Consider the following 22,082-nt stretch of genomic DNA (forward strand, 5'->3'; position numbering starts at 1 on the left):
GTCTGCATTGCGGGGCTTTTCGTTCAGTACGCCAGGGCAACCAGTCCGGCGTGCTGGACCAGCTCCAGCAGTGGCTGCGGGTACACGCCGATGATGAAGGCGAGCAGGGCGACCACCAGCAGCATGATGCCGCCGGCGCGCTGACCCCAGTCGAAGGGGGCGTCGTGGCGATGCATGTTGGGTTCGCGCATGAACAGGGTGACCATCACCCGCAGGTAATAGAACACGCCGATGGCGCTACCCAGCACCATGGCTCCGAGCAGCCACCAGAGTTGCGCCTCGACACCGGCGGCGATCACGTAGAACTTGCCGATGAAGCCTGCGGTGAGGGGAATGCCGGCCAGCGACAGCATCATCACCGTGAGCACGGCAGTCAGGTACGGACGCCTCCAGAACAGGCCACGGTACTCGTACAGCGCATCGGCATCGCGGCCGCTGTAGGGCGTGGACATCAGGGTGATCACGCCGAAGGCGCCGAGGCTGGTCAGCACGTAGGTGGCCAGGTACACGCCCACTGCTTCGACCGCCAGGCCCTTGCTGGCGATCAGCGCCACCAGCAGGTAGCCGAAGTGGGCGATGGAGGAGTAACCCAGCAGGCGCTTGAGGTTGTTCTGCAGCAGGGCCAGCAGGTTGCCGAACAGGATCGAAGCGATGGCGATCAGGGTCAGCAGGTCGCTCAGCCAGCCGCCGGTCATGGCCGGAGATATCTGGTACAGGCGCAGCAGCACGGCGAATACCGCCACCTTGCTGGCGGTAGCCAGGAAGGCCGCCACCGGCGCCGGAGCGCCTTCGTAGACGTCCGGTGTCCACAGGTGGAAGGGCACCAGCGACAGCTTGAAGGCCAGGCCGATCAGCATCATGCCGATGCCGATCTGCACCAGTTGGCTGCTTTCGCGCATCAGGCTGGCGCCGATATCGGCGAAGGCCAGGTTGCCCGACTCGGCGTACAGCAGCGCCATGCCGAACAGCAGGAAGGCGCTGCCTGCGGCCGACAGCACCATGTACTTGATGCCGGCTTCCAGCGAGCGCTTGTTGAAGAAGGCGTAGGCGATCATCCCGTAAGTGGGCACTGACAGCAGTTCCAGGCCGATGAACAGGCCGGCCAGATGCTGCGCGCTGACCAGCACCAGACCGCCGGCAGCCGACAGCAGCACCAGCAGGTAGAGCTCCTCGCGGTTGCGTGGGTAACCCTTGCCCGACTCACCTCCCAGGTAGGCATGGATGAGCGTGATGCAGGCCAGGCTTGCGGCCAGCACCAGCGCCATGTAGTAGCAGGCGAAGTTGTCGATCAGCAGCAGCGGGGTGACTTCCAATGGTGCCACGTCCAGCGTTGGAATGAGCGACAGCAGCGCGAGGTTCAGGCCCGCGACCGAGAGGATGAAGGTCACCGTGTGATTACGCTTGGCGGCGATCGCCAGCATCACCACGACAGCGGTGAGGCTGGTCACCAGCAGCGGCAGCAGGGCGATCAGGTGTTGCAGGGTGAATTCGACAGCGTGATGTTCCATGAGTCTCTAATCCTTACCCTTACCGGCCCGAGGCGAGTTGATAGAGGGCGCCAGCCATCCACTGCTGCACGCCATGCATGCTGGCAGCGGAGGTGTCGAGCACCGGTTGCGGGTAAACGCCAAGCAGAATCAGCAGCACGCCAAGGCCGAGCACCATGGCCAATTCGCGGGCTTTCAGCCCGGGCAGCGGCGCTTCCTGCTGCACCGGGCCGAAGTAGGCGCGGTGGATCATCGCCAAGGCGTACACCGAGCCGAGCACCAGGCCGCTGGCGGCGATCACCACGACCCAGGGCGCGCCGGGGAAGCTGCCGATCAGGATGAGGAATTCACCGACGAAGTTACCGGTACCGGGCAGACCCAGCGCGGCAGCGGCGAAGAACAGGCTGATGGCCGGCAGCCAGGGCATGCGCGCCCAGATCCCACCCATCTGACGCAGGTCACGGGTGTGCAGGCGCTCGTAGAGCTGGCCGCAGAGGATGAACAGCGCGGCGGCGGACAGGCCGTGGGCGACCATCTGCACCACCGCGCCCTGCAGGGCGATCTGGCTGCCCGAATAGATGGCGATCAGCACGAAGCCCATGTGCGACACACTGGAATAGGCCACCAGGCGCTTGATATCGGTCTGCGCGAACGACAGCAGCGCGCCGTAGACGATGGCGAACACGCCGAGCCACTGGGCGATGGGCGCGAACTCCGCCGAGGCGTTGGGGAACAGCGGCAGGGCGAAGCGCAGCAGGCCGTAGGCAGCGGTCTTCAGCAGGATACCGGCCAGGTCCACGGACCCGGCGGTGGGCGCCTGGGCGTGGGCATCCGGCAGCCAGGAGTGCACCGGCACCACCGGGAACTTCACCGCGAAGGCGACGAAGAAACCGAGCATCAGCAGGTATTCGGTGCCCGGTGCCAGCTCGGTCTTCAGCAGGTCGGCGTAGTTGAAGCTGAGCACGCCGGTCTGGTTGAAGTGCACGAACACCAGGGCCAGGATCGCCAGCAGCATGATCAGACCGCTGGCCTGGGTGAAGATGAAGAACTTGGTGGCGGCGGTGATGCGCGTGCGTCCGTCGCTGCCGCTGTGCCCCCAGAGCGCGATGAGGAAATACATCGGCACCAGCATCATTTCCCAGAAGAAGAAGAACAGGAACAGATCGACGGCGAGGAACACGCCGACCACGCCACCAAGAATCCACATCAGGTTGAGGTGAAAGAAGCCGACGCGGTTCTGGATCTCGTTCCACGAGCACAGCACAGACAGCACACCGAGCAGGCCGGTAAGCACCACCATCAGCACCGACAGGCCGTCCATCGCCAGGTGGATGGTGATCCCCATGCGCGGGATCCAGTCGATGACGAACTCGTGGGCCCAGCGCGGGCCGCCGTCCGGGGCCGGCGCCAGGGTGAAATCACCGCTGACCCACAGCCACAGGCTCAGGCCGAACAGCAGGCCCATGGTGAGCAGGGCGATCCAGCGCGGCAGGACGTGGCCAAAGCGCTCGCCTTGCCAGCACAGCAGGCCGCCGATGAAGGGAATCAGGATTAGCCAGGGCAGAATCATGACAGGCTGTTTTCCTTGGGGTCTATTGACGTTTCGACACGAGCCGCGTTGCTGCGCGAAATAGCGCCAGGCAAGGCGTAGGACGCCGGTAATGGTGTTCCCTTGCCAAGTCCTGCAACGCAGCGTGGCGCTATTTGGCGCGCAACCCGAAGGGCCGGGCCCGTTTTTGCGCGCTGCTGCGTTACTCGTCGTTCATTTGGAGCGACCAAACTTCTCTCCTCGTGCCTTGCCCCGCGCAAAAACGGGCTCCGGCGCGGCCGTGTGCGAAACATCAATAGACCCCACCAAGAAAGAGGATGGCGGCGAGCACCAGCACGGCGCCCCCGGCGATCGAAGCGGCGTACCAGCGCACCTGGCCGGTTTCGCTGCGCACCAGTGCGGCGTTGCCACCGCGCGCAAGCAGCGGAATCAGGCCGATGCTGCGGTCGATGGGGTCGCGGCGCAGCAGGTGGCAGAGCGCAAGGTAGGGGCGCACGAACAGCTTGTCGTAGAGCCAGTCGAAGCCCCAGGCGGCGAACCACAGAGCGCTCAGCAAACGACCCGGCGCGCTCTGCGCCACGGCGCTGGCAACGCGCCGCTGGCCGAGGAAGAGCAGGGCGGCGATGACGATGCCGCTCACCGCGATCAGCCCCGACAGCAGTTCCAGGCTGTGCTTGGCCTCGCCGCCGGCATGGCCGGCGCTTTGCGGCAGCACGCCGGCCAGCGGCGGGGTGATCCAGGCGCCGATGAAGGTGGACAGCACGATGAGCACCATCAGTGGCAGGTTGTGGGCAATGCCATGGCCGGCGTGTGCCTCGGTCTTCTGCTCGCCGTGGAAGGCGATGAAGATCAGGCGGAAGGTGTAGATCGAGGTCAGGAAGGCGCCGACCAGACCCGCATAGAGCAGCTCGCTGTGGCCGCTGGCGAAGGCTTCCCAGAGGATTTCGTCCTTGGAGTAGAAGCCGGCGGTCAGCAGCGGCAGGGCGGCCAGGGCAGCGCCGCCGACGACGAAGCTGGCGTAGGCCAGTGGCAGCTTCTTCCACAGCCCGCCCATCTTAAAGATGTTCTGCTCGTGGTGGCAGGCGTGGATCACTGCACCGGAGGCGAGGAACAGCAGGGCCTTGAAGAAGGCGTGGGTCATCAGGTGGAAGATCGCCGCATCCCAGGCGCCGACACCCAGGGCCAGGAACATGTAGCCGATCTGGCTCATGGTCGAATAGGCGAGGATGCGCTTGATGTCGGTCTGCACCAGCGCGGCGAAGCCGGCCAGCACCAGGGTCACGCCGCCGACGATGCCGACCAGTTCGAGAATCTCCGGGGTCAGCACGAACAGACCATGGGTACGGGCGATCAGGTAGACGCCGGCGGTGACCATGGTCGCGGCGTGGATCAACGCCGACACCGGGGTCGGGCCGGCCATGGCGTCGGCCAGCCAGGTCTGCAGCGGCAACTGGGCGGACTTGCCCACCGCACCGCCGAGCAGCATCAGGGTGGCCAGCCACAGCCAGCCGTCGCCGGCCGCGTACTGCTGCGGCGCCAGCACCATCAGCTCCTGGATGTTCAGCGTGCCGAGGTTGATGAACAGCAGGAACATGCCGATCATCAGGAACACGTCGCCCACGCGGGTGACGATGAAGGCCTTGAGCGCCGCGTTACCGTTGGGCACGTGCTTGTAGTAGAAGCCGATCAGGAGGTACGAGCACAGGCCCACGCCTTCCCAGCCGAAGAACAGCACCAGCAGGTTGTCGCCGAGCACCAGCAGCAACATGCTGAAGATGAACAGGTTGGTGTAGGCGAAGAAGCGCGAATAGCCTTCCTCGCCGCGCATGTACCAGCTGGCGAACAGGTGGATCAGAAAACCCACGCCGGTGACCACGCCGAGCATGGTCACCGACAGGCCGTCCAGGTGCAGAGTGAAGCTCGGCGCCAGGCCTTCGACGCTCATCCACTGCCACAGGGTCAGGCTGTAGGCGCCGCCGGCCGACGGATTGCCGAGAAAGGCGGCGATGACCCAGGCTGCGCTGGCCGCCGCCAGGCCAATGGAGCCGACACCGATCACTGCGCTGGTATTTTCCGAGAAGCGCCCGCGCGAGAAGGCCAGCAGCAGCCAGCCGAGCAGCGGGAAGAATAGAGTCAGGGCTAGAAGGTTCATCCGCGCATCTCGCTGGCAGCGTCGATATCCAGAGTGTTGAAGCGGCGATACAGCTGCAGCAGGATCGCCAGGCCGATACTGGCCTCGGCGGCTGCCAGGGTGATCACCAGAATGAACATCACCTGGCCGTCAGCCGCGCCCCAGCGGGCGCCGGCGACGACGAAGGCCAGTGCAGCGGCGTTCATCATCACTTCCAGGCTCATCAGGATGAACAGGATGTTGCGCCGCACCATCAGGCCGACCAGGCCGATGCAGAACAGCACGCCGGCCAGGGCCAGGCCGTGTTCGAGTGGGATGCCGGTCATAGGGTGGGCTCCTTGGCGTCATGGCGGCCCAGGTGGTAGGCAGCGACCAGTGCGGCGAGCAGCAGCATGGAAGCCAGCTCCACCGCCAGCAGATAGGGGCCGAACAGGCTGATGCCGACGGCCTTGGCTTCCACTGTGGTGTGGCCGATATGGGCGTCGCTGACGTGGTTCAGCAGCACATAAAGCAACTGGCCCAGCAGCAAAGCGCTGAGAATCGCCGGGCCGACCCAGATGCCGGGCGTCAGCCACTTGCGCTCCTGCTCGGCGGCAGCCGGGCCGAGGTTGAGCATCATCACCACGAAGACGAACAGCACCATGATGGCGCCGGCGTAGACGATGATTTCCAGCGCGCCGGCAAAGGGCGCGCCGAGGGCGAAGAACACCATCGACACCGCCAAGAGCGAGACGATGAGATAGAGCAGGGCATGCACCGGGTTGGTGTTGGTGACCACCCCAACCGTCGATGCCACCGCCACACCGGCGGCGAAGTAGAACGCGAATTCCATCAGAAGCTCCTCATTGCTCCCCTCTCCCGCTTGCGGGAGAGGGGCTGGGGGAGAGGGTAAGAACGGGTCATGGCAGCAGGCTCTTGACGTTGATCGGCTCGGCCTCGTTCTGCGCGGCGCCCTTGGGCTTGCCGGCGATGGCCATACCGGCAACGCGGTAGAAGTTGTAGTCCGGGTTCTTGCCGGGGCCGCTGATCAGCAGGTCTTCCTTCTCGTACACCAGATCCTGACGCTTGAACTCGCCCATCTCGAAATCGGGAGTGAGCTGGATCGCGGTGGTCGGGCAGGCTTCCTCGCACAGGCCGCAGAAGATGCAGCGCGAGAAGTTGATGCGGAAGAACTCTGGGTACCAGCGCCCGTCGTCGGTCTCGGCCTTCTGCAGCGAGATGCAGCCCACCGGGCAGGCCACGGCGCACAGGTTGCAGGCCACGCAGCGCTCCTCGCCGTCGGGGTCGCGGGTCAGGACGATGCGGCCACGGTAGCGCGGCGGCAGGTAGACCGGTTCTTCCGGGTATTGCAGGGTGTCGCGCTTGCGAAAGCCATGGCTGAAGACCATGGCCAGGCTGCGCAGTTGGGTGCCGGTACCGACCAGCACGTCCCAGATGTACTTGAACATTGCTTTTCTCCTTACTGGGCCGTGGCCAGCACGACGGCGCCGGTCACCAGCAGGTTGATCAGGGTCAGCGGCAGGCAGAACTTCCAGCTGAAGGCCATGACCTGGTCATAGCGCGGGCGTGGGATCGACGCGCGCAGCAGGATGAAGATCATGATGAAGAAGGCCGTTTTCAGCGCGAACCAGAAGAACGGAATCTGCGGCAGGATGCCGAACGGGCCGTGCCAGCCACCGAAGAACAGGGTTACCAACAAGGCCGACACGGTGACGATGGCCACGTACTCGCCAACGAAGAACATGCCCCATTTCATCCCGGCGTATTCGATGTGGTAACCGTCGGCCAGCTCCTGCTCGGCTTCCGGCTGGTCGAACGGGTGACGGTGGGTCACGGCGACGGCGGCGATGAAGAAGGTACAGAAGCCGAAGAACTGCGGAATGATGAACCACAGGTTCTGCGCCTGGTAATCAACGATGTCGCGCATGTTGAACGAGCCGACCTGCGCCACCACGCCCATCAGCGCCAAGGCCAGGAACACCTCGTAGGAGATGGTCTGGGCCGAGGCACGCAGGCTGCCGAGCAGGGCGAACTTGTTGTTGCTCGACCAGCCGGCGAACAGCACCGCGTAGACCGAAAGCCCGGCCATGGCGAAGAAGAACAGGATGCCGATGTTCAGATCCGCCACGCCCCAGGTCGGGGTGATGGGGATGATGGCGAAGGCCATCAGCATCGCCGAGAAGGCGATCATCGGCGCCAGGATGAAGATGAACCTGTCGGCGAATGGCGGCGTCCAGTCCTCCTTGAAGAACATCTTGATCATGTCGGCGGCGATCTGGAACATGCCGAACGGCCCCACGCGGTTGGGCCCGTAGCGATCCTGCCACCAGCCGAGCAGACGGCGCTCGATGAAGCTCAGCAGCGCGCCGCAGACCACCACCACCAGCAGGATGACGATGGCTTTGAGTACCGCGACGACGATCTCGATCAGTTCGGGCGTCAACCAGCTCATTGCGCGGCCTCCTGCAGCAGGGTCACGCTGGCACCGGCGATGACCGCCGGAATCCCAGGCAGGCCAAGCGGCAAGCCGACCAGGCCGATGGCCAGGTCATCGCGCACCTTGAGCGGCAGGCGCAGGGCCTGGCCATTGACGCGCAGGGCCAGCAGCGCACCGTCGTTCACCCCCAGGCGTGCCGCTTCATCGCGGGCCAGGGCCACGTAAGGTTCGGGCATACGTTCCTGAATCGGTTTGGCGCGCGCGGAGTTTTCCTCGCTGCCGAACAGGTGGTGCAGCGGCGCCACCTGCCAGGTGCCGGCTGCCGGATTGAAGGCAGCGTTCACGCTGAACCAGGGCAGGGCGTTACCGGCGGCTTCGAGCAGGCGCACGCCGGGGTCGCCGGCACGCAGATGACCACCGACCTCGTCCTGGAACTTGTTCCAGGCCTGCGGCGAGTTCCAGCCCGGCGACCAGGCGAACGGAATCTGCTGACGGTCTTCCTTGCTGCCGGCGTAGCCTTCCATGGAGAAGGCGAAGGCAGTGTCCTGATCCTGCGGCTGACGTGGCTCGTGCACGCTGATATTGGCGCGCATGGCGGTGCGGCCGCTGTAGCGGTGCGGCTCGCGGGCGAGCTTGAGGCCCTTGATGCGGAACGAGGCGCTCGGCGCGGCATCCTTGATGCCGGACAAATGCGGGTTACTGGCGGCGCAGGCTGCGGTGACCTGATCCAGTTGCGTCCAGTCCACGGCCTTGCCTTGCAGGGTGCTGTGCAGCGCGTGCAGCCAGCGCCAGCCTTCGCGGATCAGAATGTTGCTGTCGTAGTAGCTCGGCTCATAGACCTGGAAGAAGCGCTGGGCGCGGCCTTCGAGGCTGACCAGGGTGCCGTCGCCTTCGGCGAAGCTGGCCGCCGGCAGCAGCAGATGGGCGCGTTCGCTGGTGGCGGTGCGCTGGTGATCGGCGACGATCACCGTCTGTGCGGCGCTGAGTGCGGCATCGACCTTGGCGGTATCCGCGCGGCGGTACAGGTCGTTTTCCAGTACTACCACGGCATCGGCCTGGCCGTTGCTCAGAGCATCGAGTGCGGCATCGACGGAATCACCACCGAGCAGTGCCAGGCCCAGGCTGTTGGCTTCGGGCACCACCAGGCTCAGCGAGCCGTTCTTCTCACGATTCTTCAGCGCGTTGGCGATATTGGCGGCGGCTTCGATCAGGGCCTTGTCGCCCAGGGAGGCGCCGGAGACGATCAGCGGGCGCTTGGCATTGATCAGGGCATCGGCGATGCGCTGCACCAGTTCGCCGGCTTCGGCGTCCAGGCCGTCGACGGCCGGGGCGTTCGGGTCGATGGCGTGGGCCACGGCGAAACCGATACGGGCCAGGTCGGCCGGCGCGGCGTGCACGCACTGCTCGGCGATATCGTCGAGGCGGGTTTCAGCGACGCTGGCGATGAACAGCGGGTGCAGGGCGTGCTGGGCAACGTTCTGCACCGCCGCCATGTGCCAGTCCTGAATGCGCGCACCGGCAGCGATTTCGGTGGCCTTGCCCTTGACTGCCTGGCGCAGGGCCAGGGCCAGGCGCGCGGCGGTCTGGGTCAGGTCTTCGCCGAGGACGAAAATCGCGTCGTGCAACTCCACGTCGCGCAGGGTCGGGGTCGGCAGCGGGCCGTTTTGCAGGATGTCGCGGATCAGGCGGATGTTGGCCAGTTCGCTGGCGGCGATGCCGCTATAGAAGTTGCTGGCGCCGACCAGCTCGCGCAGGGCGAAGTTGGATTCCAGGCTGGCGCGCGGCGAGCCAATGCCGATCACGCGCTTGCCCTTGAGCAGCTCGGCGGCCTTGTCCAGCGCGGCGTCGATGCCGATGGCCTGGCCGGCCAGCAGTGGCTGACGCGGGCGGTCTTCGCGGTTGACATAGCCATAGCCGAAGCGACCACGGTCGCAGAGGAAGTACTGGTTCACCGAGCCGTTGAAGCGGTTCTCGATACGGCGCAGCTCGCCGTAGCGCTCACCGGGGCTGATGTTGCAGCCGCTGGAGCAGCCATGGCAGATGCTCGGGGCGAATTGCATGTCCCACTTGCGGTTGTAGCGCTCGGAGTGGGTCTTGTCGGTGAATACACCGGTGGGGCAGACCTCCACCAGGTTGCCGGAGAACTCGCTTTCCAGCGTGCCGTCCTCGACGCGGCCGAAGTACACGTTGTCATGCGCGCCATAGACGCCCAGGTCGGTGCCGCCAGCGTAATCCTTGTAGTAGCGCACGCAGCGGTAGCAGGCGATGCAGCGGTTCATCTCGTGGGCGATGAAGGGGCCAAGTTCCTGGTTCTGGTGGGTACGCTTGGTGAAACGGTAGCGACGGGCGTTGTGCCCGGTCATCACCGTCATGTCCTGCAGGTGGCAGTGGCCGCCTTCCTCGCACACCGGGCAGTCGTGCGGGTGGTTGGTCATCAGCCATTCGACGACGCTGGCGCGGAACGCCTTGGATTCCTCGTCGTCGATGCTGATCCAGGTGTTGTCGGTGGCAGGCGTCATGCAGGACATGACGATGCGACCACGAGTGTCGTTCTCGTCGTTGTACTGCTTGACCGCGCACTGGCGGCAGGCACCGACGCTGCCTAGCGCCGGGTGCCAGCAGAAGTAGGGGATATCGAGTCCGAGGGACAGGCAGGCCTGCAGGAGGTTGTCTGCCCCATCGACTTCGAAATCTTTGCCGTCTACGTGGATAGTGGCCATTTCTTTGAGTCTTCGTTTACCCGCTTCATAAAAGCGGCTGGCTAAGGGAATTCGTCTGTTCAGCTCGCACTTGCCGGCATGCGGGGCGTGATCGCCACCTTGGCCACACCGGCCTGGGCCATTCCGGCCTCGAACTCTTCACGGAAATATTTGATCGCGCTGCCCAACGGCTCCACGGCACCCGGTGCGTGAGCACAGAAGGTCTTGCCCGGGCCGAGGAAGTTGACCAGCCCCAGCAGGGTGGCGATGTCCTCGCGGGTGCCTTCGCCACGCTCCAGGGCGCGGAGAATCTTCACGCTCCACGGCAGGCCGTCGCGGCATGGCGTACACCAGCCGCAGGACTCGCGGGCGAAGAACTCTTCCATGTTGCGCAGCAGAGAGACCATGTTGATCGAGTCGTCCACCGCCAGCGCCAGGCCGGTGCCCATGCGCGTGCCGACCTTGGCGATGCCGCCGGCGTACATCTGCGCCTCGAGGTGCTCGGGCAAAAGGAAGCCGGTGCCGGCACCGCCCGGCTGCCAGCATTTGAGCTGGTAACCATCGCGCATGCCGCCGGCATAATCCTCGAACAATTCGCGTGCGGTGATGCCGAACGGCAGCTCCCACAGGCCGGGGTTCTTCACCTTGCCGGAGAAACCCATCAGCTTGGTGCCGTGGTCTTCGCTGCCCGGGCGGGCGAGCCCCTTGTACCACTCCACGCCCTGGCCAACGATGGCCGGCACGTTGCACAGGGTCTCGACGTTGTTGACGCAGGTCGGTTTGCCCCACACGCCGACGGCAGCGGGGAAGGGCGGCTTGGCGCGCGGGTTGGCGCGGCGGCCTTCCAGCGAGTTGATCAGCGCGGTTTCTTCGCCGCAGATGTAGCGGCCGGCGCCGGTGTGGACGAACAGCTCGAAATCGAAGCCTGAGCCGAAGATGTTCTTGCCCAAGAGGCCTGCGGCCTTGGCTTCCTCGATGGCGAGGTTGAGGTTGGCGGCGGCGTCGACGTATTCGCCGCGCAGGAAGATGTAGCCGCGGTAGGCCTTGAGCGCGCGCGCGGAGATCAGCATGCCTTCCACCAACAGGTGCGGCAGCTGCTCCATCAGCATGCGGTCTTTCCAGGTGTTGGGCTCCATTTCGTCCGCATTGCACAGCAGGTAGCGGATGTTCATGGATTCGTCGGCCGGCATCAGGCCCCACTTCACGCCCGTGGGGAAGCCTGCACCGCCACGGCCTTTTAGGCCGGATTCCTTGACGGTCTGCACGATGTCGGCCTGGGCCATCTCGGTCAGTGCCTTGCGCGCGGCCGTGTAGCCGTTCTTCTGCTGGTATTCCTCCAGCCACACCGGCTGGGCGTCGTCACGCAGGCGCCAGGTCAGCGGGTGGGTTTCTTCGCTGCGGGCGATGCGGTTGGCTGGGCCAATGGAGGTCAGGGTTTTCATAGCGGTGCGCCGACTCATGGATAATCCTCCAGCAGCTTGGCGACGCCGCCCGGTTGAACATCGCCGAAGGTGTCATCGTCGATCATCAGTGCCGGGGCCTTGTCGCAGTTGCCCAGGCAGCACACCGGCAGCAGGGTGAAGCGGTTGTCGGCGGTGGTCTGGCCAAGGCCGATGCCGAGCTGCTTCTGCATCTCACCGACCACCGATTCATGGCCGCCGATGTAGCAGGTCATGCTGTCGCACACGCGAATCACGTGGCGGCCCACCGGCTGGCGGAAGATCTGGCTGTAGAAGGTGGCCACGCCCTCGACGTCGCTGGCCGGGATGCCGAGGACTTCGCCGATGGCATCGGCGGCGCCGTCCGGCACCCAGCCGCGTTCTTTCTGAACGATCTTCAGCGCCTCGATGCTGGCGGCGCGCGGGTCTTCGTAGTGATGCATCTCGTGCTCGATGGCCGAGCGCTCGGTTTCGCTGAGGGTGAAACGGTCGGTCTGAATTAGCGTGCTCATGATCAGCGGTCCACATCGGCCATGACGAAGTCGATACTGCCAAGATAGGCGATCAGATCCGCCACCATGCTGCCGCGGATCACCGAGGGGATCTGCTGCAGGTGGGCGAAGCTGGGGGTGCGAATCCGGGTGCGGTAGCTCATGGTGCTGCCGTCGCTCGTCAGGTAGTAGCTGTTGATGCCCTTGGTCGCCTCGATCATCTGGAAGCTTTCGTTGGCCGGCATGACCGGGCCCCAGGAAACCTGCAGGAAGTGGGTGATCAGGGTTTCGATGTGCTGCAGCGTGCGCTCTTTCGGCGGCGGCGTGGTCAGCGGGTGATCGGCCTTGTACGGGCCTTCCGGCATGTTCTTCAGGCACTGGTCGATGATGCGGATGCTCTGGCGCATCTCTTCCACGCGCACCATGCAGCGGTCATAGGCGTCGCCATTGGCGGCCAGCGGCACCTCGAACTCGAAGTGCTCGTAGCCGGAGTAGGGGCGCGCCTTGCGCAGGTCGAAGTCGCAGCCGGTGGCGCGCAGACCGGCACCAGTGGTACCCCATTCCAGCGCTTCCTTGGTGTTGTACTGTGCCACGCCGATGGTGCGGGCCTTGAGGATGCTGTTCTTCAGCGCTGCCTTCTCGTATTCGTCGAGGCGCTTGGGCAGCCAGTCGACGAACTCCTTGACCAGCTTGTCCCAGCCGCGCGGCAGGTCGTGGGCGACGCCGCCGATGCGGTACCAGGCCGGGTGCAGGCGGAAGCCGGTGATGGCTTCGATCACCTTGTAGGCGCGCTGGCGGTCGGTGAAGGTGAAGAACACCGGCGTCATGGCACCGACGTCCTGGATGTAGGTGCCGAGGAACAGCAGGTGGCTGGTGATGCGGAAGAATTCGGCGAGCATCACGCGGATGAAGTCGACACGGGCCGGCACCTTGATGCCGGCGAGCTTTTCCACCGAAAGCACGTAGGGCAGGTTGTTCATCACCCCGCCGAGGTAGTCGATGCGGTCGGTGTAGGGGATGAAGCTGTGCCAGCTCTGGCGTTCGGCCATCTTCTCGGCGCCACGGTGGTGGTAGCCGATCTCCGGTACGCAATCGACGATCTCTTCGCCGTCGAGCTGCAGGATGATGCGGAAGGCACCGTGGGCAGACGGGTGGTTCGGGCCGAGGTTGAGGAACATGTAGTCCTCGTGCTCGCCGCCGCGTTTCATGCCCCAGTCTTCGGGGCGAAAGCGCGCGGCTTCTTCTTCCAGCTGCTGCTTGGCCAGGGTCAGGCTGAACGGGTCGAATTCGGTGGCGCGCGCCGGATAGTCCTTGCGCAGCGGGTGACCTTCCCAGGTCGGCGGCATCATGATGCGGCTCAGGTGCGGGTGACCGGTGAAGGTGATGCCGTACAGGTCCCAGACTTCGCGCTCGTACCAGTTGGCGTTTGGCCAGATACCGGTGGCAGTGGGCAGGTTGAGGTCGCTCTCGGACAAGGCGACCTTGACCATTACGTCACTATTACGCTCCAGCGACATCAGGTGATAGAACACCGTGAAGTCGGCGTCCGGCAGGCCGCGACGCTGGGTACGCAGGCGCTCGTCGATGCCGTGAAGGTCGTAAAGCATCACGTAGGGGCGCGGCAGGTTGCGCAGGCAGGTGAGCACTTCGATGAGGCGCTCACGGGCGACCCAGAGAACCGGCATGCCGGTGCGGGTCGCCTGCAGGGTGAAACTGTCTTCGCCAAAGCGGGCTTGAAGTTCGGCGACGACGTCCTGGTCGTCAGCCTTGTAAGGCGGTATGGACACAACGGTGTCTTGAGTCATGGTCTCGGTCGCTGTCGATCAACGTAGAAAGTGGGCTTGACGCTTGCGCAGGCAAGCATCGGCTCAGACTTCGTCGGGGCTACGCAGGTTGGTAACGGCGATTCGCTGCTCGCGTCGCTGTTCCTTCTGCGAAGGCATTTCGGCACGGTAGATGCCTTGATCGCCAACGACCCAGGAAAGCGGGCGGCGCTCCTGGCCGATGGATTCCTGCAGCAGCATCAGGCCTTGCAGGAACGCCTCCGGACGGGGCGGGCAGCCAGGAATGTAGACGTCCACGGGGAGGAACTTGTCCACGCCCTGAACGACCGAGTAGATGTCGTACATGCCGCCGGAATTGGCGCATGAACCCATGGAGATGACCCACTTGGGCTCCAGCATCTGCTCATAGAGACGCTGGATGACCGGCGCCATCTTGATGAAGCAGGTGCCGGCGATGACCATGAAGTCTGCCTGGCGGGGTGATGCGCGAATGACTTCCGCACCGAAACGCGCCACGTCGTGCGGGGCGGTGAAGGCGGTGGTCATTTCCACATAGCAGCAGGACAGGCCGAAGTTGTACGGCCACAAGGAATTCTTGCGCCCCCAGTTGACCGCGCCGTTGAGCACGTCCGAGAGCTTGCCCATGTAGATGTTCTTGTGAACCTGGTCCTCTAGCAGCGGGTCGGAGACGACCTCCCGCTGGCCGATCGGATACGCCTCGTGGGGCGCATTCGGGTCGACCCGAGTAAGTTTGTATTGCATCGCCAAAGCCTCATTGTTTCAGCTTCGCCTGCCGTTCGCGACGTCCCTGCGGTGCCCAGTCGAGCGCGCCGATACGCCAAAGATAGACAAGACCTGCCAACAGAATTGCTATGAAAACTGTAGCTTCGATCAGGCCCGCCCAGCCGCTTTCGCGCACCGAGACTGCCCAAGCGAAGAGATAGAGGGCTTCAACGTCGAAGATCACGAAGAGCATCGCGACCAGATAGAACTTGGCTGACAGGCGCAGACGCGCGCTACCGGTGGGAAGCATGCCCGACTCGAAAGGCTCGTTCTTGCTGCGTCCCCAGGCCTTGCTGCCGAGCAGGCTGGAAAGGCCGAGCATGAAGGCGATCAGCCCGCAGACACCCAGCAGGAAAACAGCGAAAGCCCAGTTCTGGGACATGGTCGTTACCGCATCAGGCATGCCGGTACTCCTTGAACTAAGGAACGGCTTTTAATTTGTTAGTGGCCAGGCGCCGGAAAGGGCGCTGACGCAAAGTGTGTACACAATACTATGTGCAAGGTAACTGTAAGTAAATTTTTCAGAGAAAAATTATTCCTGCCGCTTGATCGTTTCTGTCGGACTTCTGATTGACTTGTCGCTTCGCTGCAATTTTTCAGCGAGGCGTTTGGCACGGTGCTTCAGGACTATAGCTGAGGGTTTTGATCTGGCAATTGCCTAGACATTCATCCGACTAATTTGCCTCATTTCACGGCGTGATTGGCCTCGGCTAAGTGAGCAATTCACTGCCACTTTGGTGTTAGGGCCAAAGCAGCAAGGCGCCTCACCAAATTCCTCCACTGCATAGCGCGCGCTGGTTATATAACCAATTGTTATCCGAACTATGGTGCCATTCAGCTGATCTTGTACTAGCGTGCATGAATCGCCGTAGAGCGATGCCTCGCTGATCGAGCAGTACCCACCATTCGCTGGGTCTGCGCAGTTGCCCTGCCTGGGTATGCCGACCCTTCAAACGCATTACACATTAGGGGGGTTGCCATGCCCGTCGTCCGTTCCTTGCCGCGCGCCGTTTCCGCTGTTCTCCTGCTGGCTCTGAGTGCGCCCGCTAGCGCCGAGCCGGGCGATTACAACTTCTGGCAAAGTCTGAGCAACCTGGTCTCGCCGCCAAAGGCCGACAACCCGGTCACACCCGCGCAGCGTGTCGGGCCATACCCGCTGCTGGCCAACCCGGCAGGTTTCAACAGTGGCTTCAATCCCGGCAACTACTACGGCTGGCAAACGATCCAGATGGCGCCGCAAACCGGTGCGGTGTGCGGCAATGGCTCGCCTTACAAGTTCTTCATCAACCGCGTGCCGAACACACGCAACACCATCATTTATCTGGAAGGTGGCGGTGCCTGCTGGGATTACGCCAGCTGCAGTGGGCAGAGCGGCATCCGCGGTGCGCGCAATCCCGACGGCATAGCCGATGACTACATGTCGTTGCTGAACCCTGGGGCCAGTCTGGTGAGCCCCTTCGTCGTACGCCTGCACCCATGGACGCGGGTAAAGACGCAGAACTGGAACATGGTCTATGTGCCGTATTGCACGGGTGATATCTACTCCGGCGACAAGGTGGCGATCTACGAGGATCCACAAGGGGAAAATCCTCCGCTGGTGTGGCACCACAACGGCTTGCGCAACATGCGCGCGGTGGCCGGGTGGTTGAAGGACAATCTGCCGCGACCGACCCAGATGCTGACCACGGGCTGCAGTGCAGGTGGCGCCGGGAGCCTGACCAACTACGCCAATCTGCGTCAGGACATCGCCCCGGATCGCGGTTTCCTGATCAATGACTCCGGGCCGGTGTACACCGCCCTGGCCGGCGACAATCAGGCGTATCCGTCCTATCCATTGCAGGCCTTCATTCGCCAGGCCTGGGGGCTGGATGCCGCTCAAGGTCCGCTGCAGTATCTGCAGGCACGTCTGCCAGGCTTCAACCGCAACGACCTGGGCAGTCTGTACCCGGCGCTGTCGAGCAACCTGCCGGGCGACCGCATGGGGCACACGCACTTCTGGCAGGACCTGAACTATTCGTCCTATTCCTATGAGCGCTTCTATCCGGAGATCGTCAATGCGCCGAATCAGGCGGCCAAGGAGGAGTTGATCAGGCAGCGCTGGGCCACTGATACCACGCGTCTGCGCAGCCAGTTGGCCAGCCTGGGTAATGTCGGTGGCTATTTCCCGCAGTTCCGCAACGTCAACGAAAGCCACTGCACCAGCATCATCGAGTTCGCCAACTCCGATATTCAGGAGCAGAATCTGCAGCTGGATCACTTCATCAGCAGCGTGCTCGATGGTAGCGGGCAGGTCCTGGATGCTTCGGAAAGCAGCGATGTGGCCGACCGCAACAAACCATTCAATCTGCTGTACTACCTGCTCGATCAACTGCTCTGAGCAGAGCCGGCGCTGCAGCGAGCGGTTTCGCTGCAGCGTTCAGCTGTCCGGATCTTGCCGATAATTGCGCTCGCGTGCCTCCTGCAGGCGTTGCCTGAGGTATTGGTCGCGAGTAAGCCCATCGGGAATGTTCTGCAGGGCGAGTACTTCCTCGACGATGCGTTTTTCCTCGGCCTTGTAGCGCTCGAAGTTTGGGTCGGGCCGTTGCGCCAGTCTGGCTTCGCGCTCGGCGCTGATGGCCTGATAACGGGTGATCAACGCTTGGGCGCGTCTCTTCTGTTCATTTTCGTCAGTGCTGACGGCCTTGATCAGGGCGATCTGCAGCAGCAGTGCTTCGCTCAGTGCCAATTCGCCTCGGCTTTCCATGGTGTCGATGCCCTGACTCAATTCCTGCGCCTGGGCTTCGCGGTCGCTGCGGGGGAGGGTCCTGGCGTGCTCGATAAAGCCTCGGTAGCGCTGATGGAAATCCAGGCGCCGCACTTGTTGTTCGACCTCCGGACTTGCCAGCAGCTGTCGCTGTTCGCGGCTGAGGTCGGTCGAGGCGGGCGGGGCGCTGCCTGGCTCTACGGAAGGTGTGGGCTGTTGTTCCGGCTGAGAACTGACGGGCTCATCTGCAACGGGGCGTTGCCAGTACCAGGTGAGTGCTGCACAGCCAGCCAGAACGCAGCAGCCGAACAGCAGGGCGGAGCGGGGCATGGGCGATCCTTGCGCGGGATGATGCCTTGCAGCATAGAAGTCGCCGCGGAGCCTTGCCTGTCCGCGCATCGAATGGGGCCCTCTCTCGCGCGCGAGAGAGGGCTGGCAGGTCAGAACAGCGGCTTGTCGTCTTCGCGGGTGACGATCACCGTGGCCGAGCGCGGGCGGCGGCCAGGGCCGTCCGGCCAGGTGCTGCGAAAATCGGTCGGGGTCGAGCCTTCACCCGGGTGCTGGATGTTGACGAACAGCGTGCGGAAGTCCGGCGTGGCGGTGATGCCGGTGACTTCGCAGCCCACGGGGCCGACCAGAAAACGTTTCATCTCGCCGGTGGTCGGTTCGGCTACCAGCATCTGGTTGTTGCCGAACGGGCCGCTGGCGAGCTGGCTGCCACTCATGTCGGTCTGGATCCACAGCCGGCCTTCATCGTCAAACCACAGGCCATCGGGGCTGGCCAGGCGATTGTCGGCGGTCAGGGGTTTGCCGTTGGGGTCGATGCTGTCGCTTTCCGGACCGGCCAGCAGGAACAGACTCCAGACGAACTCACGACCGGCATAGTCGCGGCTCTGCTCGCGCCAGCGGATGATGTGACCGTAGGCATTGGCCGGGCGCGGGTTGGCCGCGTCGACGACGGTGCGCGAGCTGTTGTTGGTGAGGGTGAAGTAGACATCACCGTTGTTCGGGTTCACCGCGCCCCATTCAGGGCGATCCATCTTGGTAGCGCCGACGATATCAGCAGCCAGGCGGGTGTTGATCAGCACCTCGCCCTGGTCGGCGAAGCTTACCCCGGCAGCCTTGCATGCCGTCTGGAAGGCCTTGTCTCTGATATCCAGGGCCAGCCATTCGCCCTTGCCGTTGGCCTTGAAGCGCGCCACATAGAGGGTGCCTTCGTCTAGCAGGCTGCCGTTGCTGCGACCCGGTACATACCTGCCGCGGCTGACGAACTTGTAGATGTACTCGTTCTGCGAATCGTCGCCGGAATAGCAAACCACCGGGCGGCCGGGCTTGACCGGGGCGAAGACCAGGCCCTCATGGGCGAAACGGCCCAGCGCGGTGCGCTTGATCGGGGTGGATTCCGGCGCGAAGGGATCGATCTCGACGATCCAGCCGAAGTGGTTGGGTTCGTTGCGGTAATCGCCGCTGGCATTCGCAGCCAGGCGGGTGGCGTTGAAGCGCTGAAACTCGTCGCCGGCCAGGTGATCCCAGCCATAGCGGCTGGCGCTGCCGACACCGTAACGGGTCATTTCACGCGGGCGTTCGGCATCGCCGCTGGCGAAGTAGCCGGCCCAGTTCTCCTCGCAGGTCAGGTAGGTGCCCCAGGGCGTGAAGCCGTTTGCGCAGTTGTTCAGCGTGCCGCGAGTGGCGGTGCCGTCCGGGCTGTAGCGGGTGCTGAGCAGGGCGTGACCACGTGCCGGGCCGCTGATCTGCATCGGTGTGGCGCCGGTGACACGGCGATTGCGCGCGCTGGGCAACACCTCCCATTGGCCGCGCACACGGCGCACTTCCACCACGGAAACACCGTGGGCGTTGATTTCCTTGCGAACCTCATCGGCGCTGCTGCGCTTGCCGTTCACCAGGGTCGGGCCGTTGGGGTGCAGCAGCGGCGCGTCGATGTACTCGTGGTTGAGTACCAGCAGGCCGTGGTCGCTCTTGCGGCCGCCGCCGCGCTGCCCGTCGATGGGGAAGAAGTGCATGCCGTCATGGTGCATGCCGATCTGGTCGGCCTGGTCGGCGGCACTGTTGCCGGCAGTCTCGAGAAAAGCCGGGAAGCTGCCGCGAATCGGCGTACCCCAGGGGATGAAGGTGGTCGCCTTGTAGCCGGCCGGCACGGTGATGGTATCGGCACGGGTTACCGCCACCGGGTTGAATGGCAGACGCTTGCCGCGCTTTTTCAGGCGTTCGAGCAGGTCCTTGAGCGGGTTGCCGGCGGCTTCGGCCGTGCCGGGCATGGCCACGCCGAGGAAACCCATGACGCCCAGCGCAGCACCACCGGCGACGACCTGGCGACGGCTCAGGCCGGCTTCGATAAGGTCATTGATATGGGGGTTGGCCGAGGTGTTGCTGAGCGGTTCATCGCCATTGCCGAATAGCACGTCTTGCTCTTGTTGGTTGCGCACGGGAGGCTCCTGATTAGGCGTAATCGACGGAGCTATGACGCTAACCAAGGAAAGCGACGGAATAGTGACAACGCCTGTGCGCTATTGCACAAAACAGCGTGGAGGATCGGCCAAAAAAAGCCCCGGCAGAGCCGGGGCGGATTAGGCAAACAAACTGCTGCAGATGCGTGGTCCGCAGCAGGGAACCGTTCTTAGTGGAACTGGTTCATGGTGTTGTCTTTACCGCTTGCCTTCAGAGCAGCTTCGCCAGCGAAGTACTCCTTGTGGTTGTCGCCGATGTCGGAGCCAGCCATGTTCTGGTGCTTGACGCAGGCGATGCCCTGACGGATTTCCTGACGCTGCACGCCCTTCACGTAGGCCAGCATGCCCTGGTCGGCGAAGTAGCCCTTGGCCAGGTTGTCGGTGGACAGGGCCGCGGTGTGGTAGGTCGGCAGGGTGATCAGGTGGTGGAAGATGCCGGCGTGGGCCGAACCGTCGCGCTGGAAGGTGCGAATCTTCTCGTCAGCCAGCTTGGCCAGTTCGGTCTCGTCGTACTCCACGCTCATCAGCTTGGCGCGGTCGTAGGCGGACACGTCCTTGCCTTCGGCAACCATGGCGTCGAACACCTGCTGACGGAAGTTCAGGGTCCAGTTGAAGGACGGGCTGTTGTTGTAGACCAGCTTGGCGTTCGGGATGACTTCACGGATGCGGTCAACCATGCCCTTGATCTGGCCAACGTGCGGCTTCTCGGTCTCGATCCACAGCAGGTCGGCGCCGTTCTGCAGGCTGGTGATGCAGTCCAGTACGCAGCGGTCTTCGCCGGTGCCAGCGCGGAACTGGAACAGGTTGGACGGCAGACGCTTCGGGCGCAGCAGTTTGCCTTCGCGCTTGATCACGACGTCGCCGTTGCCCAGTTCGGCTTCGGAGATTTCTTCGCAATCCAGGAAGCTGTTGTACAGGTCGCCCAGGTCGCCCGGCTTGTTGGTCACGGCGATCTGCTTGGTCAGGCCGGCGCCCAGGGAGTCGGTACGGGCGACGATCACGCCGTTGTCGATGCCCAGTTCGAGGAAGGCGTAGCGAACGGCAGCGATCTTGGCGAGGAAGTCGGCGTGCGGAACGGTCACTTTACCGTCCTGGTGGCCGCACTGCTTCTCGTCGGAAACCTGGTTCTCGATCTGGATGCAGCAGGCACCGGCTTCGATCATGCGCTTGGCCAGCAGGTAGGTGGCTTCCGGGTTGCCGAAGCCGGCGTCGATATCGGCGATGATCGGGACGATGTGGGTCTCGAAGTTGTCGATCTGGTTCTGGATCTCGGCGGCCTTGGCCTGGTCGCCGGCTTCGCGAGCGGCATCCAGCGCGGTGAACAGCAAGTCCAGCTCGCGGCTGTCGGCCTGACGCAGGAAGGTGTACAGCTCTTCGATCAGGTCGGAGACGGCGGTCTTTTCGTGCATCGACTGGTCCGGCAGCGGGCCGAAGTCGGAGCGCAGGGCGGCAACCATCCAGCCGGACAGGTACAGGTACTTCTTGTTGGTGGTCTTCAGGTGCTTCTTGATCGAGATCAGCTTCTGCTGACCGATGAAGCCGTGCCAGCAGCCCAGGGACTGGGTGTAGAGGGAGGAGTCGGCGTCGTACTCTTCCATGTCCTTGCGCATGATGTCAGCAGTGTACTGAGCGATTTCCAGACCGGTCTTGAAGCGGTTCTGAGCGCGCATACGGGCGACGGACTCGGGGTTGATAGCGCTCCAGCTGCTGCCGAACTTCTCTTTCAGAGCGGCTACAGCCTTGATGTCGTTTTGATATGCGGACATGGTCAATCCTTCAAAAAATTGTGTTGGTTGAGCACCGACTACCCTCGCAATGCGTGCACGGATGCAGTGGCTGCGGGAGGCTTCCGCATGACGGCGAGAAAACGGCTGGGGCGAGGATTGACCGCGAGGAGGGGGGATGTGGCGAGCAGCTCGATTAACGTCGCCTGGGCCGGCCGGCTCGTGGAAACCTTGGGCACCTGCTGCATCTTTCGTTCTGTCTGACGCTAAACGCTTCCCCGTCCCTCAGGACAACTTCGTTCCAGTCGCAACCTCGTCGTACGGCCTTGTGGGCTGTTGGGACACGGACC

17 protein-coding genes are annotated in these 22,082 nt (G+C 63.7%); 1 reads left to right on the forward strand and 16 read right to left on the reverse strand.

Annotation, left to right across the window (positions count from 1 at the left end; translation table 11 throughout):
- Positions 1-23: 23 nt before the first annotated feature.
- The 13 genes from nuoN to GYB81_RS21975 form a co-directional block, all read right to left on the reverse strand.
- Positions 24-1,508 (reverse strand): NADH-quinone oxidoreductase subunit NuoN, encoded by a 1,485-nt coding sequence (gene nuoN, locus GYB81_RS21915; RefSeq protein ID WP_161866764.1) that lies wholly within the window; start codon positions 1,506-1,508, stop codon positions 24-26.
- 19 nt (positions 1,509-1,527) lie between these two features.
- Positions 1,528-3,057: an NADH-quinone oxidoreductase subunit M gene (gene nuoM / locus GYB81_RS21920; RefSeq protein ID WP_161866765.1), complete on the reverse strand. Its 1,530-nt coding sequence runs from the start codon at positions 3,055-3,057 to the stop codon at positions 1,528-1,530.
- A gap of 271 nt (positions 3,058-3,328) precedes the next feature.
- Positions 3,329-5,188, reverse strand: a complete 1,860-nt coding sequence (gene nuoL, locus GYB81_RS21925) for an NADH-quinone oxidoreductase subunit L (protein WP_161897948.1) — start codon at positions 5,186-5,188, stop codon at positions 3,329-3,331.
- Positions 5,185-5,493 carry an NADH-quinone oxidoreductase subunit NuoK gene (nuoK, locus tag GYB81_RS21930; RefSeq protein ID WP_003460477.1) on the reverse strand — a complete coding sequence of 103 codons (309 nt, stop codon included), beginning with the start codon at positions 5,491-5,493 and terminating at the stop codon, positions 5,185-5,187. Before nuoK ends, nuoL begins: the two co-directional genes overlap by 4 nt.
- Positions 5,490-5,999 carry an NADH-quinone oxidoreductase subunit J gene (gene nuoJ, locus GYB81_RS21935; RefSeq protein ID WP_161866767.1) on the reverse strand — a complete coding sequence of 170 codons (510 nt, stop codon included), beginning with the start codon at positions 5,997-5,999 and terminating at the stop codon, positions 5,490-5,492. Before nuoJ ends, nuoK begins: the two co-directional genes overlap by 4 nt.
- Positions 6,000-6,066: 67 nt before the next feature.
- Complete coding sequence (gene nuoI / locus GYB81_RS21940) at positions 6,067-6,615, reverse strand: NADH-quinone oxidoreductase subunit NuoI (protein ID WP_013715472.1); 549 nt, start codon at positions 6,613-6,615, stop codon at positions 6,067-6,069.
- Between the two features lie 11 nt (positions 6,616-6,626).
- On the reverse strand, positions 6,627-7,619 hold the full coding sequence (gene nuoH, locus GYB81_RS21945) for an NADH-quinone oxidoreductase subunit NuoH (RefSeq protein ID WP_161866768.1): 993 nt from the start codon (positions 7,617-7,619) through the stop codon (positions 6,627-6,629).
- Positions 7,616-10,324 carry an NADH-quinone oxidoreductase subunit NuoG gene (nuoG, locus tag GYB81_RS21950; RefSeq protein ID WP_161866769.1) on the reverse strand — a complete coding sequence of 903 codons (2,709 nt, stop codon included), beginning with the start codon at positions 10,322-10,324 and terminating at the stop codon, positions 7,616-7,618. Before nuoG ends, nuoH begins: the two co-directional genes overlap by 4 nt.
- 59 nt (positions 10,325-10,383) lie before the next feature.
- The gene (nuoF, locus tag GYB81_RS21955) at positions 10,384-11,745 is read right to left on the reverse strand and encodes an NADH-quinone oxidoreductase subunit NuoF (RefSeq protein ID WP_161866904.1); all 1,362 of its coding nucleotides are present in this window, start codon (positions 11,743-11,745) and stop codon (positions 10,384-10,386) included.
- 14 nt (positions 11,746-11,759) lie between these two features.
- Positions 11,760-12,260, reverse strand: a complete 501-nt coding sequence (nuoE, locus tag GYB81_RS21960) for an NADH-quinone oxidoreductase subunit NuoE (protein WP_161866905.1) — start codon at positions 12,258-12,260, stop codon at positions 11,760-11,762.
- On the reverse strand, positions 12,257-14,038 hold the full coding sequence (gene nuoC, locus GYB81_RS21965; protein WP_161866770.1) for an NADH-quinone oxidoreductase subunit C/D: 1,782 nt from the start codon (positions 14,036-14,038) through the stop codon (positions 12,257-12,259). Before nuoC ends, nuoE begins: the two co-directional genes overlap by 4 nt.
- A 63-nt stretch (positions 14,039-14,101) precedes the next feature.
- A complete protein-coding gene (locus GYB81_RS21970) occupies positions 14,102-14,779 on the reverse strand; it encodes a NuoB/complex I 20 kDa subunit family protein (protein ID WP_161866771.1) in 678 nt (225 codons plus the stop codon).
- A gap of 10 nt (positions 14,780-14,789) precedes the next feature.
- Positions 14,790-15,203: an NADH-quinone oxidoreductase subunit A gene (locus GYB81_RS21975; RefSeq protein WP_024308132.1), complete on the reverse strand. Its 414-nt coding sequence runs from the start codon at positions 15,201-15,203 to the stop codon at positions 14,790-14,792.
- A gap of 576 nt (positions 15,204-15,779) precedes the next feature.
- Between GYB81_RS21975 and GYB81_RS21980 the strand changes: the two genes are divergently transcribed.
- A complete protein-coding gene (locus GYB81_RS21980) occupies positions 15,780-17,177 on the forward strand; it encodes a pectin acetylesterase-family hydrolase (protein ID WP_161866772.1) in 1,398 nt (465 codons plus the stop codon).
- A gap of 39 nt (positions 17,178-17,216) precedes the next feature.
- On the opposite strand, the gene GYB81_RS21985 is transcribed toward GYB81_RS21980, so the two are convergent.
- The 3 genes from GYB81_RS21985 to GYB81_RS21995 all read right to left on the reverse strand — a co-directional run bounded on the left by GYB81_RS21985 (position 17,217) and on the right by GYB81_RS21995 (position 21,774).
- Positions 17,217-17,873 (reverse strand): hypothetical protein, encoded by a 657-nt coding sequence (locus tag GYB81_RS21985; protein ID WP_161866773.1) that lies wholly within the window; start codon positions 17,871-17,873, stop codon positions 17,217-17,219.
- 110 nt (positions 17,874-17,983) lie between these two features.
- Complete coding sequence (locus GYB81_RS21990) at positions 17,984-19,987, reverse strand: PhoX family protein (RefSeq protein ID WP_161866774.1); 2,004 nt, start codon at positions 19,985-19,987, stop codon at positions 17,984-17,986.
- A 191-nt stretch (positions 19,988-20,178) separates the two neighbouring features.
- On the reverse strand, positions 20,179-21,774 hold the full coding sequence (locus tag GYB81_RS21995) for an isocitrate lyase (protein ID WP_090429001.1): 1,596 nt from the start codon (positions 21,772-21,774) through the stop codon (positions 20,179-20,181).
- Between the last annotated feature and the right edge of the window lie 308 nt (positions 21,775-22,082).

Origin of the sequence: Pseudomonas yangonensis (assembly GCF_009932725.1) — a bacterium.
Taxonomy (GTDB): Bacteria; Pseudomonadota; Gammaproteobacteria; order Pseudomonadales; family Pseudomonadaceae; genus Aquipseudomonas; species Aquipseudomonas yangonensis.